The 14,102-nt window shown below is 53.8% G+C and carries 16 protein-coding genes and 1 riboswitch; of the genes, 4 read left to right on the top strand and 12 right to left on the bottom strand.

The window, feature by feature from the left end; genetic code table 11:
• Nucleotides 1-8 precede the first annotated feature (8 nt).
• The 12 genes from pduN to pduA are packed head-to-tail and all read right to left on the bottom strand — an operon-like array spanning nucleotide 9 to nucleotide 8,402.
• Nucleotides 9-284, bottom strand: a complete 276-nt coding sequence (pduN, locus tag C3432_RS02165; protein ID WP_103775051.1) for a propanediol utilization microcompartment protein PduN — start codon at nucleotides 282-284, stop codon at nucleotides 9-11.
• A gap of 3 nt (nucleotides 285-287) precedes the next feature.
• Nucleotides 288-779 (bottom strand): microcompartment protein PduM, encoded by a 492-nt coding sequence (gene pduM, locus C3432_RS02160; protein WP_103775050.1) that lies wholly within the window; start codon nucleotides 777-779, stop codon nucleotides 288-290.
• Entirely contained in the window at nucleotides 776-1,408 is a 633-nt protein-coding gene (locus tag C3432_RS02155; protein ID WP_103775049.1) for a phosphate propanoyltransferase, read from the bottom strand. The genes pduM and C3432_RS02155 overlap by 4 nt, the downstream gene beginning before the upstream one ends.
• Before the next feature lie 11 nt (nucleotides 1,409-1,419).
• Nucleotides 1,420-1,869: a BMC domain-containing protein gene (locus C3432_RS02150; RefSeq protein WP_103775048.1), complete on the bottom strand. Its 450-nt coding sequence runs from the start codon at nucleotides 1,867-1,869 to the stop codon at nucleotides 1,420-1,422.
• 23 nt (nucleotides 1,870-1,892) lie between these two features.
• On the bottom strand, nucleotides 1,893-2,168 hold the full coding sequence (gene pduJ, locus C3432_RS02145) for a propanediol utilization microcompartment protein PduJ (RefSeq protein WP_004853788.1): 276 nt from the start codon (nucleotides 2,166-2,168) through the stop codon (nucleotides 1,893-1,895).
• A 19-nt stretch (nucleotides 2,169-2,187) separates the two neighbouring features.
• Nucleotides 2,188-2,538, bottom strand: coding sequence for a glycerol dehydratase reactivase beta/small subunit family protein (locus C3432_RS02140; protein ID WP_103775047.1), 351 nt, complete (start codon nucleotides 2,536-2,538; stop codon nucleotides 2,188-2,190).
• Nucleotides 2,528-4,360, bottom strand: a complete 1,833-nt coding sequence (locus tag C3432_RS02135; protein ID WP_103775046.1) for a diol dehydratase reactivase subunit alpha — start codon at nucleotides 4,358-4,360, stop codon at nucleotides 2,528-2,530. The genes C3432_RS02140 and C3432_RS02135 overlap by 11 nt, the downstream gene beginning before the upstream one ends.
• A 54-nt stretch (nucleotides 4,361-4,414) precedes the next feature.
• The gene (pduE, locus tag C3432_RS02130) at nucleotides 4,415-4,936 is read right to left on the bottom strand and encodes a propanediol dehydratase small subunit PduE (protein WP_103775045.1); all 522 of its coding nucleotides are present in this window, start codon (nucleotides 4,934-4,936) and stop codon (nucleotides 4,415-4,417) included.
• Nucleotides 4,937-4,949: 13 nt separating this feature from the next.
• Complete coding sequence (gene pduD, locus C3432_RS02125) at nucleotides 4,950-5,615, bottom strand: propanediol dehydratase medium subunit PduD (protein ID WP_103775044.1); 666 nt, start codon at nucleotides 5,613-5,615, stop codon at nucleotides 4,950-4,952.
• Nucleotides 5,616-5,625: 10 nt separating this feature from the next.
• A complete protein-coding gene (gene pduC, locus C3432_RS02120; RefSeq protein WP_103775043.1) occupies nucleotides 5,626-7,290 on the bottom strand; it encodes a propanediol dehydratase large subunit PduC in 1,665 nt (554 codons plus the stop codon).
• Nucleotides 7,291-7,308: 18 nt separating this feature from the next.
• Nucleotides 7,309-8,121 (bottom strand): propanediol utilization microcompartment protein PduB, encoded by an 813-nt coding sequence (pduB, locus tag C3432_RS02115; protein ID WP_103775042.1) that lies wholly within the window; start codon nucleotides 8,119-8,121, stop codon nucleotides 7,309-7,311.
• Nucleotides 8,118-8,402, bottom strand: a complete 285-nt coding sequence (pduA, locus tag C3432_RS02110) for a propanediol utilization microcompartment protein PduA (protein WP_050195840.1) — start codon at nucleotides 8,400-8,402, stop codon at nucleotides 8,118-8,120. The genes pduB and pduA overlap by 4 nt, the downstream gene beginning before the upstream one ends.
• A gap of 524 nt (nucleotides 8,403-8,926) precedes the next feature.
• Here pduA and pduF point away from each other — a divergent pair.
• The 4 genes from pduF to cbiB all read left to right on the top strand — a co-directional run bounded on the left by pduF (nucleotide 8,927) and on the right by cbiB (nucleotide 14,091).
• Nucleotides 8,927-9,736 (top strand): propanediol diffusion facilitator PduF, encoded by an 810-nt coding sequence (gene pduF, locus C3432_RS02105; RefSeq protein ID WP_103775041.1) that lies wholly within the window; start codon nucleotides 8,927-8,929, stop codon nucleotides 9,734-9,736.
• Between the two features lie 207 nt (nucleotides 9,737-9,943).
• The gene (gene pocR, locus C3432_RS02100; RefSeq protein ID WP_103775040.1) at nucleotides 9,944-10,861 is read left to right on the top strand and encodes a transcriptional regulator PocR; all 918 of its coding nucleotides are present in this window, start codon (nucleotides 9,944-9,946) and stop codon (nucleotides 10,859-10,861) included.
• A gap of 488 nt (nucleotides 10,862-11,349) precedes the next feature.
• Nucleotides 11,350-11,524: riboswitch (cobalamin riboswitch) on the top strand.
• Nucleotides 11,525-11,755: 231 nt separating this feature from the next.
• A complete protein-coding gene (locus C3432_RS02095) occupies nucleotides 11,756-13,135 on the top strand; it encodes a cobyrinate a,c-diamide synthase (protein ID WP_103775039.1) in 1,380 nt (459 codons plus the stop codon).
• The gene (cbiB, locus tag C3432_RS02090; RefSeq protein ID WP_103775038.1) at nucleotides 13,132-14,091 is read left to right on the top strand and encodes an adenosylcobinamide-phosphate synthase CbiB; all 960 of its coding nucleotides are present in this window, start codon (nucleotides 13,132-13,134) and stop codon (nucleotides 14,089-14,091) included. Before C3432_RS02095 ends, cbiB begins: the two co-directional genes overlap by 4 nt.
• Nucleotides 14,092-14,102: the final 11 nt, after the last annotated feature.

The raw sequence follows: 14,102 nt of genomic DNA, 5'->3' as shown, positions 1-14,102 counted from the left end.
ACCCCCCCTTAGCGAGAAAGCGTGTCGACAATGCCGACCACGGCCAGGTCGATGGCTTCGTTCGGCCCTGAGAAAACGTGCCTGGCGCTGGAACCGCTGCTGAGCAGCACCAGTTCGCCAACGCCAGCGCCAACGGAATCAACCGCGACTTCGTCTCCGGCTGTTGGATTCGCCGGAAGCTCTCCGTCAGCGCTCACCCGACGCACCAGCAGAAGTTTTTTCCCTACCAGGGAAGATGATTTTTGCGTGGATACCACCGCGCCTGTAACGCGAGCCAGATGCATGGTTCACTCCTGCTTAATGAGTTGAAGATTCCGCGCGGCTGCCGCCTCGCGTGCCAGGGCGGTAACGACACATTTGCGGTGCAGCACCAACGCTCCTTCGTGGAGGCGAGCGACATCGGCATAACTTAACAACCTGACCGGATGCAGAATGATGGCCTGTCCCCGTTCATCAAAGAAGGCCAGGGGCAAGCGGGCAAGTTTTTTTACCGGTAGCATTGGTAGCAAACGACGCTGCACCGACAGCTGTATACAGAGTCCAGATGCCAGCGCTTCGTGCAGGATTGCCGCTGCAGTATCTGTTGAATCACACCGGGCAATGGACTCAAGCAGAGGCAGGTCAACCTGCAGGATGCGCAGAGATGAATACCGGCAAAACAGGGATCGGGGATCCGTTTCCCGCAGTTGCGCGACGCTGAGCGTGGCCGTGCTTTCGGCACGGCGCTGCAGACGGGAGACCACTTCCCCGACAATTCGCTGCAACAGTTCGCCGTTCATCGCGATGCCACCAGTGTGGCGAACGCCTGTGGGTTATCAGCACCCGCGGCATTGGCTTCGTCGGTGTCGATATGCATCTCAAAACGCATATCCGGCGAGACGCGAACGGCGACGTTATCGAAAATCAGCCGACGCTCATCGCCCGTAATGGCAACAGAGACTTTGTCACCGTGTGCCACGCGCAGAATCAGCGCATCCAGCGGCGACATATGAATATGGCGCTGGGCGACAATCACGCCCGAGGCTAAATCCAGTTCGGCAAACGGGCTGACAAGACGTACGCCCGGCGTTCCTTCCAGATCGCCGGACATCCGCAGCGGCGCTGCGATGCCCAGGGTCCTGGCATCGGTACGGGAGATTTCAACCTGGCTGGATTTACGCAACGGTCCCAGCAGGCGGACATTTTTTAACTGACCCTTTGGCCCCACTAAGGTGACGGTCTGGTCAGCGGCATACTGTCCCGGCTGCAGTAGCGCTTTTTTCTCGCTGATAGGTTGACCTGGAAAAAGCAACGCATAGTCTTCAGCGCTGAGATGAATATGACGATTGGAAACGCCCAACGGAATAGGGCGTTCCCGCATTTCATCCAGTACCTTACTGACTGTCGTTTCCAGAAGTTGTTTATCCATTACGCGTCACCTCATAAACCTGAATGCAGGCACAGTGACCGGGGTTCGCCTTTTTGACGTTTGCAGGCCGGATCCAGACACAGATTGCAACTGATGATCCGGTTTTCAGGCTCTGCTTCCGGTACTGACTCTTCTACAACGACTTCAGCTTCAGGCTCCTGGACTGGGGCAGGCGCGGGCGAAGGCTCAACTACCGTCGCTCGGGACAGGATCCCCTCTCCAGGCCTGGCGATGACTTTTTGTGCCACCAGACCATTTTGCAGGTCGGCAAAACTGGCACCGGTGATGATGGCGGACTGCACGGATGCCACATCACCGGTGATTTTGATCACCATCCAGCCTGAACCATTGGTTTTTTCGAGGCCAACCAGCGTGATGGAAGCGGCTTTCGCCATGACATCCGCGCAACTGATGGCTAATGCCAGACCACTAACTTCAAGTAATCCCAGTGATTGCTTCACGCTGTGCTCCTTCTGTGCTCGCTTTAGGCTGACTTCGGTAAAATGGCCTCAACGTCGCTGTGCGGACGCGGAATAACGTGGCAGGATTTCACTTCCCCTACCGCGCTTGCTGCCGCGCTGCCTGCGTCAACGGCTGCTTTTACTGCGCCAACGTCACCGCGAACCATCACGGTCACCAGGCCGGAGCCGATTTTTTCATAGCCGACCAGCTGCACGTTGGCGGATTTCACCATGGCATCCGCGGCCTCAATCGCCCCGACCAACCCTTTTGTTTCAACCAGTCCCAGTGCGTTATTCATACTGCGATTCTCCTGTTGCTTAGCTATTCAGATCCCGAAAAGAGATCCCTTTGACTAACCTTGCCGCGTTGTTTCCGGTACTCCGTCGGTCAAGGCTATTTTGGCGATACGTCAGCGTAAAAAGCGGCGCTGATGCGGGTAAATTCTTGTAATGCACAACCAGTTTTTCTTTGTCACAGGCAATGCCGACGAGCAGCGGCGACTGACGTGCCGCCTTCCAGGCGCACCGGGTCACATCACTGTCCGTCTGTGGCTGGATAACGAAGGGAATGCCTTCTTCTTCGATACCGAGCAGGACGTCATTCCAGGCAGAGATGCTGTCGCCGATGGTTAAAATGACAATTGCCGGCGTGTTGTTATTACTGTCCACGGGCGAACTCCTTGTGCCATGAAAGGATCAGGCCTGTTGCGACCGCGTTTCGCGGACCTTCGGTACCGCGAATGTTTCCACGCCCCGCCACCAGCCGATAATGTGCCAGCGCATCCGTGACGAGTTGCGGAACTTCGAAATCCAGAGAGGAGCCGCCGACCAGAACAACAAAAGGAATATCGCGAATGTTGCCGGTTGGGCTTACCTGGCGCAGCGCGCGCAGGGCGTTTGTGACGAACACTCGCTCTTTGGCGCGACGGCGAATGGCGCGGACTTTTTCCAGCGCTAAATCGCCAGGCAAGGGAACCAGTTCATCGGGTTTCACTACGCACACGCGGGCAAATACCGCTGGCGGCAGTGGGGTGGGGAAGAACTGGACGCTGCCATCCTCGTGACGCAAATGGAACAGGCTTTCCACCTTTGCCAGTGGGTACTTTTTGATCTCTTCAGCCAGGTAACGATCGTCCAGCCCAAGCTCGCGGGCGATGATCATCGTGACCATATCGCCAGCGCCTGCAAGGTGGGTGGCGATAATGTCCCCTTTCGGGTTGATGATGGAGGCATCGGTAGAGCCTGCGCCTAAATCCAGAATCGCCAGGGGACGGGTGGTTCCCGGCGTGGTTAACGCGCCTAAAATTGCCGCTTCGGCCTCAGCGCCGCCAACCTGAACGTCAACGCCCATCTTTTGTTTGATTTCGCGGGCGATCATCGCCATCTGCAGGCGATCGGACTTGACCATTGAGGCAATGCCCACGGCCTGTTCAAGCGAAAACTCACCGGCCAGACCGCCGGTCACGCTGACGGGAACCGAGGTATCGACGGCCAGCAGATCCTGGATAAAAATTTCGTTGCTCGGTTTGTTGGTCAGCTCCGCCATTGTCTGACGAACATGCTCCAGCATACCGCCAATATTGGTGCCAGCTTCACCGGTCACGTTGTCCAGCCTCGGGCATTCGCCGACGGCCTTCATAATGGCGTCGGCACCTGCGGCGACATCGACCCGCAAGGTGCGGCCCTGCGCCTGCAATTCAATATTTCCGGCGGGGATGGCGCGTGCTTTCACATCACCCGACGGTGTTTTCACAACCACGGCGGAACGGTTGCCAATCAATGCCCGCGCCATGGGAACAATATTTTTGGTTTCTTCCGCATTGAGCTTAAAAACCGTTGCAATCCCGTAAGGGTTGGAAAGTGTCTCGATCACCTTCCCGGGAACGGCGACCTCAATCGCGGCCAGCATACCCAGCGGAATGCGGTCGATATAAAGCACTTCGTCAACGATGGGCAGCGGTTTGTCCAGACGATTGCTGACCAGCACGCCATCATCCTGTTGCAGAATAACGCCGGTTAACTGATAACCCGCGCGCACGGAAGCATTAATCATGGTGGCGACGTCGGCGAAATCGAATGCCGATGACACCACCAGAATGTAAGGCGTGTCCGCCGGACGGGTTAGCAGCTCGTCCGGCGTAATGGTTACACCCACGCCCAGACCGACCCCGCCCGGCGTTTTCGGGTTATGGCCGATCATGGTGGATTCGGTGATGATGGTTTCGGTGATGGTCTCCATCGCCACGTCACCAATCACCGGTGTGGCTTCGTTGATGCGGATGAGCGAAATATCGCTGACATTGATACCTGCATTTTTTGCCGCCAGCGTGAGCGCCTCCTGAATGCCGAACACGTTACGCAATGTGCCCTTAATTCCGGTGGTCTCTGCCAGTGCGCTACCGGTAATGTTGAGCGCTCCAGCCTCATCAAGCGTCGCCAGCGCGACTTCTGTGGATGAGTTGCCAATGTCAATGCCAGCTATATATCGCATAATCCGTCCTTTTCTCGTCGTACTTCAGACTAACTTCAGACTATCGGGAGAAAATTAATCGTCGCCTTTGAGTTTTTTACGCTCGACATACAGCATTGCCGCTTCACGCACGAAAGCTGCGCAAATCTTCGCCTGATAACGACTTTCCAGATCGTCCGCAATGGCCATCAGCTCTTCTTTTGAGGAACGATACGGGCGCAGGGCGTTGTAGATTTCAAGGATCCGGTCGTCAGGCACGGAGGTCAGCTCTGCCGCACGCTCAAAGTTCATCGCCAGACGGTCACGTCCTGCATCTTTGGCGATCGCCGCCTGAATACGCAGCGTTTCCGGCGTGATACGCATATCCTGGGCGGTCACTTTGTTGCTGAGGACATTTTCCAGCGTGAGTTCATCCAGCGTTTTATTGGTCGCTGTTTTGACCCATTCCGGATGTTTATTCGCCAGCGGATAGTCGCTTACTTTTGCGGTATGCGTTGAGCTGCTCACTGTCGCAGCCGGGGCAGGTGCGTCGCCCTGCAGGCTGTTCATGCGGCTCAACACGTCCCGAACCATCGATTCAATTGCATCGGTATTCATAAAGGGATCCTTATTAAAGCGCCACGCGCAGTTCCTGCGGGTTTTTGCCCGTTACGACATACTTCGTCTCTTTAATGTGCAGAATGGCGGATTTCGCCTGATATTTCGGGCGTGCCATCTGGTCATTCAGCGTTGGTACTGGCTGTGGTGATTCACGCTTCGCATAGCGCGCGGCGTTTTTACCAATCTGGCGATAGGTCTCCAGCGTCAGCAGCGGTGCCTGCGGGAACAGCTCCAGGTTTGACAGCGGCGGCAACCCTTGCTGGTGGATAACCGTGGTGCCTTTAGACTGGATGCCGATAGAGATGCCGGAACCGCTCAGGCGATTCCCCTCAACGGCGACAAACGCCACGTCGGAGGATTTAAAGCAGCGAATGACGCGTGCCTTAATGCCTTCTTCTTCAATACCCGCGATCACTTCACGCAGAATGCTTTTGTGCGATAAACCGACAATGTTGACCGTCTGGGAAAGACCAAACGCCGGGCCTACTGCAATGATCACTTCGTCCTGCTGGGTGCCTTGCTTTGCTTCACCGATTTCGGTCAGAAAGCTTTCGCCAGCGGGTGCGGCAGGTGCCGCCGATGCCGGGGCGCGGAATGAGACTGGCTTATCGCTGGTCTGCATCTCGGACAGAACATCTTCAATTATCTGACGCAGCAGTTTTTCATTAATTTCCATTGTTCACCCCTTAGCCAAGCTCGTTGGGATCAAGTGCGCCAGGGATGTTTTTAATCTCTTCCCAGCGTTCGCCCTGCAGGCGATAACCTGTTGCCGGACCGGCATAATCGTTGACGTCATTGACCGCAGAGAGCACCTGTCCGTCGCCGACGATAATGGCGGAGGTATGCAGATAGTCCCCGGTCAGCTTGGCTTTCTGGATGTTGAGCATGTCCTGAGCGACATCGGTAAATCCACCCTGGGCCAGCGCTTTCACGACTTCCAGACCGTTACGGTTTTTATTGATGATTTCCTGTGCAAACTTGATATCTTCAACGATGTTACGTTCCGGCATATCTTTTGAACCGTGAGCATAGGTCGCGGCTTGCACCTCTTCATCAGTGATCGGCGGTAAGCCCATACCCGCAAAAACGGCCTGAAGTGCGCGAGCGGCTTTGTTACGAATGGCGATAACGTCTTCTTCACGCACCGGACGCAGCCCGCCATCAACTTTCAGGTCGCGCTGGAGAACGTTGTAGTCGTCAAAGTCTTCGGCATCTTCGTTCGAACCGGCAAACATGTTGTCGTAGTTCGGCACCGCAGAGTAACCGGAAGAGATAAAGTCGGTACCCGGCAGGAACTGCATCAACAGGCGCGCAGTACGGCGCATATCGGAGTGAGTAAAGGTCTGGTCGTTACTGGAGGCGCATTCCAGATCCAGCGCAGAACAGATCAGGTTTTCCGCCAGGATGGCGCGAATGCCAGACGGTACGGCGGACGGTACGCCCACGCAGCTTACGGAACCATTTTGCAGACCCTGAACACCAGCGGCTTTTGTGATGTAAATGCAGCGTGATTCCAGGTAAAGCATGGATTTGCCTTCGGCATAACCCATTTGTACCTCTGAGCCTGAACCTGAAGTGAAGCGCATTTTCAGCCCGCGGGAGGCGTAGGAAGAGGCCAGGAAACCTTTTGACCACGGGGTATCGTCACCGTCGGTAAAGACAGGCTCAGTGCCATAGACGGAAATGGTTTCGGCGTAGCAGGTGTGACCCAGCATACCAAGCTTCAGTTCAGTCGCTTCTTCCAGTGAACACTGGGTTAATACGCCTGGACGACCGACCTGGGAGCCGACGAGCAGAGCGATGGCGTTGAAGGGGGCATAGCGCGCCACTGCAACGGTCGTTTCTTGCTCATCAAACCCACGCCATGCGCCTTCAGCGGCGTCGGCGGCGATCTGTACCGGGTTATCTTTGACGTTGGTGACGTGCGCCTGCTGAGAAGGGGTACGACGGGCGCGCATTTTCTGCATCGCCATCATCATCTCAACCACGTTCATGTGCGAAACCACTTCGACAATTTTGGCTGGTGTCATCGCCGTTGTGAGCGGAACGATGTCGCTACGTTTCACATTGGGATCGCACAGCATGTTGGCGAGTTTTACGGAGTCCATCGCCATGACTTCTTCGGCGCGCGCCAGGTTAATACCGTAGCGGGCGATAAAGTGGTCGATCAGGTCAAACTCGCCAGCCGCTTTGCCGTCGAGTTCGGTGACGGTACCGTTGGTGATTTTAATCGACGGTTTCGGGTCGTTCGGGCTTTCCATCGCAATGAAGCCTTCTTCGATCCACTCTTTAACGAAGCCGTCCTGATTCACAGGGCGTTTCGCCAGTGCTTCAAATCTTTTCGATCTCATGAATCAGCCTCACGGATATCAGATGTAGGACGGGCGATCGTTTTTCGGTTCGCTACCAAGGGTCGAAAGAACGGTCTTGCCAATTTCTCTCGCGGAGATCACCGCCTGACGTACCGCGCCGGAGTCGCCAGAGATAACCAGGATGGCCTCGTTGCTAAAGCTGGTCCCGTGGGCCGGAGAGCTGTAGGCCACCACTTCAACATTGGCGGATTTCAGCGCGGTATCCGCCATCAATACGCCTACAGAAGCCGGAGCGCCGACAATCACGCCGCAGGCGCGGCCAACCGGTGCGCCAAACGCTTTTTCCAGTGCATAGCTGGCGCGGGCGGTGTACTGCAACTCGATGTGTCCGGCTTCGTTGCCATACACGTCGCCAAAGGTGCGGTCGAGCTCTTTGAGCGCAACTTCGATTCCGCGCTTCACGTCAGAGACATCGTTGCCGCCTAAAATGATCAGCGAACCGTGACCCGCGCCGCCTTTGGTATCGCGAGGAAGTTCAATGCTGACCACTTCGGTGTTGGTTGCTTTGACTGCTTCATCCGCAGCCATAATATGTGGGCCTGCGCCGGTGCGTGCGCCCAGGATGCCAATGGAGCGATAGCGTTTTTCAAGCTTCATTGCTTCCAGTAAGGCGCTGTCTACATTCGCGATCACCAGACCGACGGTGTCACCAATTGCGGTGCCTACAAATTCCGTTAAACTGCAGCTCTTCTCTGCCATAGCCGTCTCTCGTTTTGGATGGGGGGTATCAGGGATGACCGTTTGCCCTGGCGTCGCCACACGGGCGATCACCTGCGCCATGATCTGTTCCACCAGTTCATTGCTGCTCATTGGTTAATTCCCTTCGGTAAGATTTTTTCTACATCGGTATGAGGGCGCGGAATGACGTGTACGGCTTTCACTTCTCCCACGTTACGCGCGGCGGCGGCACCTGCATCTGTCGCTGCTTTTACTGCGCCAACATCACCGCGAACGATGACGGTCACCAGCCCTGAACCAATTTTTTCGTAGCCGACCAGCATGACATTGGCCGACTTCACCATTGCATCTGCGGCCTCTATGGCGGCAGTTAAGCCTTTGGTTTCTACCATTCCTAACGCTTCTTGTTGCATAAAGACCTCGCCTGGGTTTTCCCGATATTCATGACTATAGAAAGAAGCGAGGAAAAAGAATGGCTGACTTGATGTTAAACAGGAGAAAATAGTGGAGTGGTAATAGTATAAAATTGCTATTTTTTATTTTATTGCTATGATTTTAAAGGTGAATTTATTTTATTGTGATGTGATTATTTGGCGATTGATATTCCATATTTACATTTTTGTGGGTGACAAAGGAAAAGTCTTTTGTTACGCGCAAAAAATGATTATGTGATGCTGATTTGAAAATGAAAATATGCTCATGACAATAATTTATTATTATGGCGATCGTATTTTAATAACCGGATGACCCGCCGCTCTTGTTCTGACTCATAAATTGATGACAAGAATTTACTATCCCAGCACGATTTTTCAGAGGGCGTTTTACTCAGTTCGCCAACAATTTGCGGACGGGTCTTTTTATAGTAGTGACCGTTGTACTCTACTGCCAGCATGGAGTCTGCTGGTCAAGACACGAACTCTTCTAAGAAGGTGTCACAATGAATGATTCAATTAAAGCGCAATGTATTGCCGAGTTTCTGGGCACCGGACTGTTTCTGTTTTTCGGTATCGGTTGCCTGAGCGCTCTGAAGGTTGCGGGAGCGAGCCTGGGATTATGGGAGATCTGCATCATCTGGGGTCTTGGGATTTCCCTGGCTGTCTACCTGACGGCCGGTATCTCCGGCGCGCACCTGAACCCGGCGATCACGGTCGCGTTATGGCTGTTTGCCTGTTTTCCTGGGCGCAAAGTATTACCTTATACCATCGCACAGGTTGCCGGTGCTTTCGGCGGTGCGGCTCTGGCATACCTGCTTTACGGTAGTTTATTTACGGAGTATGAAGCAGCGCAAAACATGGTGCGCGGGAGTGTGGAAAGCCTGCACCTGGCCAGCATTTTTAGTACCTATCCTGCCGCAGCGCTCAGCGTATGGCAGGCGGCAATGGTCGAAATTGTGATCACCTCTATTTTGATGGGCCTGATTATGGCGCTGACGGATGATGGTAATGGGGTACCAAAAGGCGCGCTGGCACCTTTATTAATCGGGATTCTGGTTGCCGTTATTGGCGCATCAACGGGCCCGCTTACCGGATTTGCGATGAACCCGGCGCGTGACTTTGGACCCAAGCTGTTTGCATGGATGGCGGGATGGGGTGACATTGCGATGACCGGAGGACGGGATATTCCCTATTTTATTGTACCGATCGTTGCTCCTGTTATTGGTGCTTGTGCCGGTGCTGCAATTTATCGTTACTTAATCGGTAAAAATTTACCCTGTAATACCTGTAAGATTGAGGAAAAAGACGCATAAAGATCGTACGGATCGCTATTATCACGTTAGTTATTTTTATTTCGTGATCTGCTTTCCGAACTGGCTAAAAAGTCTCCCGCAGGTGGGAGACTTTTGATATTGTCACTTCATGCCAGTCATTATTACCAGGGATGAATAATGATGTGAAAAGGCAGATGTAAAAAAAATGTTTTTATTACAACTATGGATTAACTGAGGGGTTTTATCATGATTTCTGCGAGCACACTGAACTCAGAACTCATTAATAAAATCGCACAGGATTTTGCACAAGCCACCAGTCTGGCGGTTGTGGTCGTCAATATTCACGGTGATGAAATTTCTGAGCTGTTTAATTTCACACCCTTCTGCCAGCTGATGCGTCAACATCCTCAGCACAGTACGCGATGCCGTATGAGCGATCGCTGCGGAGGACTTGAAGCGTCAAAATCAGATCAGCCCTGTATTTACCGCTGCCACGCAGGGTTAACCGATTTCTCTATCCCTCTTGTTATTGCCGGTCATCTGGTCGGGTTCGTTTTGTGTGGTCAGGTACGCTTACGTGACGACAGCGATGTTGACCTGGTAGATATTCTGAGCGTCGATGACCGCTGGCAGGCGGATCCGGAACTGCTTAATGAGTTCCGAAATGTCCCCGAGATGGACTATTCTCGCGTGATAGCGTCTGCTGACCTGCTGAAGCTGATAGTGGAAAACTGTCTGAAAAAACAGCTTAATTTTGTTGTTATAAAAGATACGGTCCAGCAGGCGGAATCCGCTCGTCCGAGTCGTGGACCCAACCCCCATGACAGCAAAATGAAGAAAGCGCTGCGCTACATTGATGCACATCTGTCGGATGAACTGCGCCTGGAAGATGTGGCTTCTCATGTTTACCTCAGCCCTTATTATTTCAGCAAATTGTTCAAGAAATATCAGGGTATTGGTTTCAATGCCTGGGTTAATCAACAGCGTATGGCCAGCGCCAGAGAGTTGCTTTGTCACAGCGACTGGAGTATTGCCAGCATTGCGCGTAATTTAGGTTTTTCGCAAACCAGTTATTTCTGCAAGGTGTTTCGTCAAACTTATCAGGTGACACCGCAGGCGTATCGCCAACAGGTTATTGAAAATTTGCCGACCGAATCAGCTTAGAGCCTGGCCCATCAGGCTATTTTACTTGCCATTTGAACCTGGACAGGGTTCGCACAAAACGCGAGCTTTTTGAGCGCCGCCTGCAGCCCGAAGGATGAGAATACCGATTATCATCACGTCCTGCGTGTATGCTCCGGTGGCTGTGCGCAGTCCGTGTTCAACCGGTCTGCGCCAATTACGCCTGGTGGTCAGGCTCTTAAATAGCAATATTTTGTTATTGCCGATTTTTGATATATTTATCTATGTCAGTCATTATAAAATGAAAAAAGCACTTGGCAGTGCAATAAATTGTCATAGCGCAACAAAATAATGTCATTTGCAGGATAAACTGCACCAGTTTTTATTTTTGTGATGAGATACAGTGTCGTTGTGAGTGATTTTTATTAATCTTCCTCATAGCAAATATACGCCAGTAGTTTATTGCGATAGTGTAATAAACAGCACATAGTCATTAAAATTTAATTGTAATTATGAGGGATTCCGATCGCTCATAATTTAAGCCGACAGGTTTGACACATTTGTGTCAGGGAAGGGGGTGAAAATCCCCCGCAGCCCCCGCTGCTGTGATGCTGACGACCCCGTGAAGACCACTGATCGCAAGATTGGGAAGGGCGGGCGAGGAGGACGCTAAGCCAGAAGACCTACCTGTCGGTCACGTTCAACAACTTCGGTGGGAAGTGGGTTGTTTTGATGCATGTTCATGCATCTATACTCTGAATAATTTGAGTTGCGCAAAGGCGGCAAAGCAGTGACCCCAGGAGTGTACTGAAGTCAGGTGAGTGGGGGGAGCCGCTGCTTGCAGAGGCCCGCAGATGGGGCGGGTAACAAAGCCAACGCGCCAGCAACCTGAATATGACGAGTATATACCCTACCACCCTGAACAGGATCAGGGTCATGGCGGCAAAGCAGTACGCGTTTGTTCTGGCAGGTACCGGAAGCGGCTGTGGTAAAACCACGGTAACACTGGGCTTGCTGAGTCTGTTAAAGCAGCGTGGCTTACACGTTCAACCGTGCAAAGTCGGACCTGACTATCTCGATACTGGCTGGCATACGGCAGTCAGCGGTACCGCCTCCCGTAATCTCGACAGCTTCATGCTTGCAGAACCGATACTCAATGCGCTGTTTTGCGAACTGATGCAGCAGGCGGATATTGCGGTTATCGAAGGTGTGATGGGGCTGTATGACGGCTACGGCACCGATCCGAATTATTGCAGCACCGCCGCGATGGCAAAACAGCTCGGCTGTCCGGTGATCCTGTTGGTTGATGGGAAAGCCGTTTCCACCTCGATTGCCGCCACGGTAATGGGGTTTCAGCATTTTGATCCCTCTCTGAATATTGCAGGCGTGATAGTTAATCGCGTCAACAGCGAATCACATTTTCAGCTTCTCAAAACCGCTATCGAACAATACTGCCTGGTTCCCGTGCTCGGCTATGTTCCACGCACCGAGGGTGTTTCTCTGCCTGAGCGCCATCTGGGGCTGGTCACCGCCCGCGAATCTGTTGTGAAGGCGCAACCCTGGCAGGATTTTGCCGCAACCCTTGAGCGTACGCTGGATATCGATCGGCTGCTGGCGTTGAGTCGGTTGCAGACTCTCCCGCGCGGAACATGGCCAGAATTACCGGAAAAAGAAGCGGGTAAAGGTCTGACGTTGGCACTGGCGGATGACGAAGCGTTCAACTTCTATTATCCGGATAACGTTGCGCTGCTGGCGCGAACTGGCATTGATATTGTTCGTTTTAGCCCGCTGCGCGATCGTCAATTACCTGACTGCCAGATGGTGTGGTTAGGCGGCGGTTACCCGGAACTGCATGCGTCAATGCTGGCGCAAAACACGACGATGCTGGCAAGCCTGCGCGCGGCGCATCAGCGCGGCGTGGCGATTTACGCGGAGTGTGGCGGGCTGATGTATCTCGGTAGCTCGCTTGAAGATGCCGAGGGTGAAACGCATCGCATGGTAAATATCATTCCCGGTCACAGCAAAATGGGTAAACGACTGACCCGTTTTGGTTACTGTGAAGCGCAGGCTTGCCAGCCAACGCTGCTGGCGGATACGGGGGAAGTGCTGCGCGGACATGAATTCCACTACTCTGATTTTACCCCCGAAACGCCAGCGGTACTGGCGTGCCGTAAAGTAAGAGATGGACTTACGCTACAGGAGTGGTCCGGCGGCTGGCAGGTTGGCAATACCTTCGCCAGCTATCTGCACGTTCATTTTGTACAGCGTCCCCGGATGTTAAATCGCTGGCTGGCGGCGGCAAAGGAGGCGTTATGACTCTGCTTGCATGGTGTGTCGCCTGGCTGCTCGATTTCATTATCGGCGACCCGCAAACCTGGCCCCACCCGGTACGCTGGATGGGTCATCTTATCAATGCCGTGCAGCGCGTTGTTCGTCGCTACTGCCATAGCGAGCAAGCGCTACGTATTGGCGGCGGCGTGATGTGGCTGGTGGTGGTGGGGATGACCTGGATCGTCGCATGGGGCGTTCTGGCGTTGGCGGGGATGATTCATCCGTGGCTGGGCTGGGCGGTTGAAGTCTGGATGATCTTCACCGTGCTGGCCGGACGCTGCCTGGCGAAAGCGGCACAGGAGGTTGAGCGGCCGCTGCGCGCAGGTTCCCTCGATGAGAGCCGTGAAAAACTCTCCTGGATAGTGGGTCGCGATACCTCGCAACTTCAGCCCGAACAGATTAACCGGGCGGTGGTGGAAACCGTCGCGGAGAACACCGTCGATGGCATCATTGCGCCGCTGTTTTTCCTCATGCTGGGTGGCGCCCCGCTGGCGATGGCATATAAAGCCGTTAACACCCTCGATTCAATGGTTGGCTACAAACATGAAAAATACCGGGCGATTGGCATGGTCAGCGCTCGCCTGGACGATGTGGCGAACTACATTCCTGCACGTCTCAGTTGGTTATTGCTGAGCGCCGCCGCGTTTTTGTGTCGCAAAGAGGGTTTCCGGGCGCTGCATGTTGGCTGGCGCGACCGCTACAACCACAGCAGTCCGAACTGCGCCTGGGCAGAGGCTTCCGTTGCCGGTGCGTTAGGCATTCGCCTTGGCGGACCTAACGACTATTTTGGCGAGCGCGTGGAAAAACCCTGGATTGGCGATGCGCAGCGCACGATTTCTGTAGATGACATTTCTCAAACGATTCGACTGATGTGGGTCGCTTCCACCCTGGCTCTGGCGCTGTTTATTGCTGTGCGCTGGCTGATGGTGGGGCTGGCCTGAGGACAAAAGAT

The sequence above is a fragment of the Citrobacter amalonaticus genome, from assembly GCF_002918555.1.
Classification (GTDB): domain Bacteria; phylum Pseudomonadota; class Gammaproteobacteria; order Enterobacterales; family Enterobacteriaceae; genus Citrobacter_C; species Citrobacter_C amalonaticus_A.
The sequence above is the reverse complement of the archived record's forward strand: the minus strand, read 5'-3'. Positions and strand labels throughout refer to the sequence as shown.

What these genes read in the sequence shown, in the direction of transcription:
- pduN (WP_103775051.1), bottom strand. Translation starts at nt 284, where the DNA reads ATGCATCTGGCTCGCGTTACAGGCGCGGTGGTATCCACGCAAAAATCA.
- pduM (WP_103775050.1), bottom strand. Translation starts at nt 779, where the DNA reads ATGAACGGCGAACTGTTGCAGCGAATTGTCGGGGAAGTGGTCTCCCGT.
- C3432_RS02155 (WP_103775049.1), bottom strand. Translation starts at nt 1,408, where the DNA reads ATGGATAAACAACTTCTGGAAACGACAGTCAGTAAGGTACTGGATGAA.
- pduJ (WP_004853788.1), bottom strand. Translation starts at nt 2,168, where the DNA reads ATGAATAACGCACTGGGACTGGTTGAAACAAAAGGGTTGGTCGGGGCG.
- C3432_RS02135 (WP_103775046.1), bottom strand. Translation starts at nt 4,360, where the DNA reads ATGCGATATATAGCTGGCATTGACATTGGCAACTCATCCACAGAAGTC.
- pduE (WP_103775045.1), bottom strand. Translation starts at nt 4,936, where the DNA reads ATGAATACCGATGCAATTGAATCGATGGTTCGGGACGTGTTGAGCCGC.
- pduD (WP_103775044.1), bottom strand. Translation starts at nt 5,615, where the DNA reads ATGGAAATTAATGAAAAACTGCTGCGTCAGATAATTGAAGATGTTCTG.
- pduC (WP_103775043.1), bottom strand. Translation starts at nt 7,290, where the DNA reads ATGAGATCGAAAAGATTTGAAGCACTGGCGAAACGCCCTGTGAATCAG.
- pduB (WP_103775042.1), bottom strand. Translation starts at nt 8,121, where the DNA reads ATGAGCAGCAATGAACTGGTGGAACAGATCATGGCGCAGGTGATCGCC.
- pduA (WP_050195840.1), bottom strand. Translation starts at nt 8,402, where the DNA reads ATGCAACAAGAAGCGTTAGGAATGGTAGAAACCAAAGGCTTAACTGCC.
- pduF (WP_103775041.1), top strand. Translation starts at nt 8,927, where the DNA reads ATGAATGATTCAATTAAAGCGCAATGTATTGCCGAGTTTCTGGGCACC.
- pocR (WP_103775040.1), top strand. Translation starts at nt 9,944, where the DNA reads ATGATTTCTGCGAGCACACTGAACTCAGAACTCATTAATAAAATCGCA.
- C3432_RS02095 (WP_103775039.1), top strand. Translation starts at nt 11,756, where the DNA reads ATGGCGGCAAAGCAGTACGCGTTTGTTCTGGCAGGTACCGGAAGCGGC.
- cbiB (WP_103775038.1), top strand. Translation starts at nt 13,132, where the DNA reads ATGACTCTGCTTGCATGGTGTGTCGCCTGGCTGCTCGATTTCATTATC.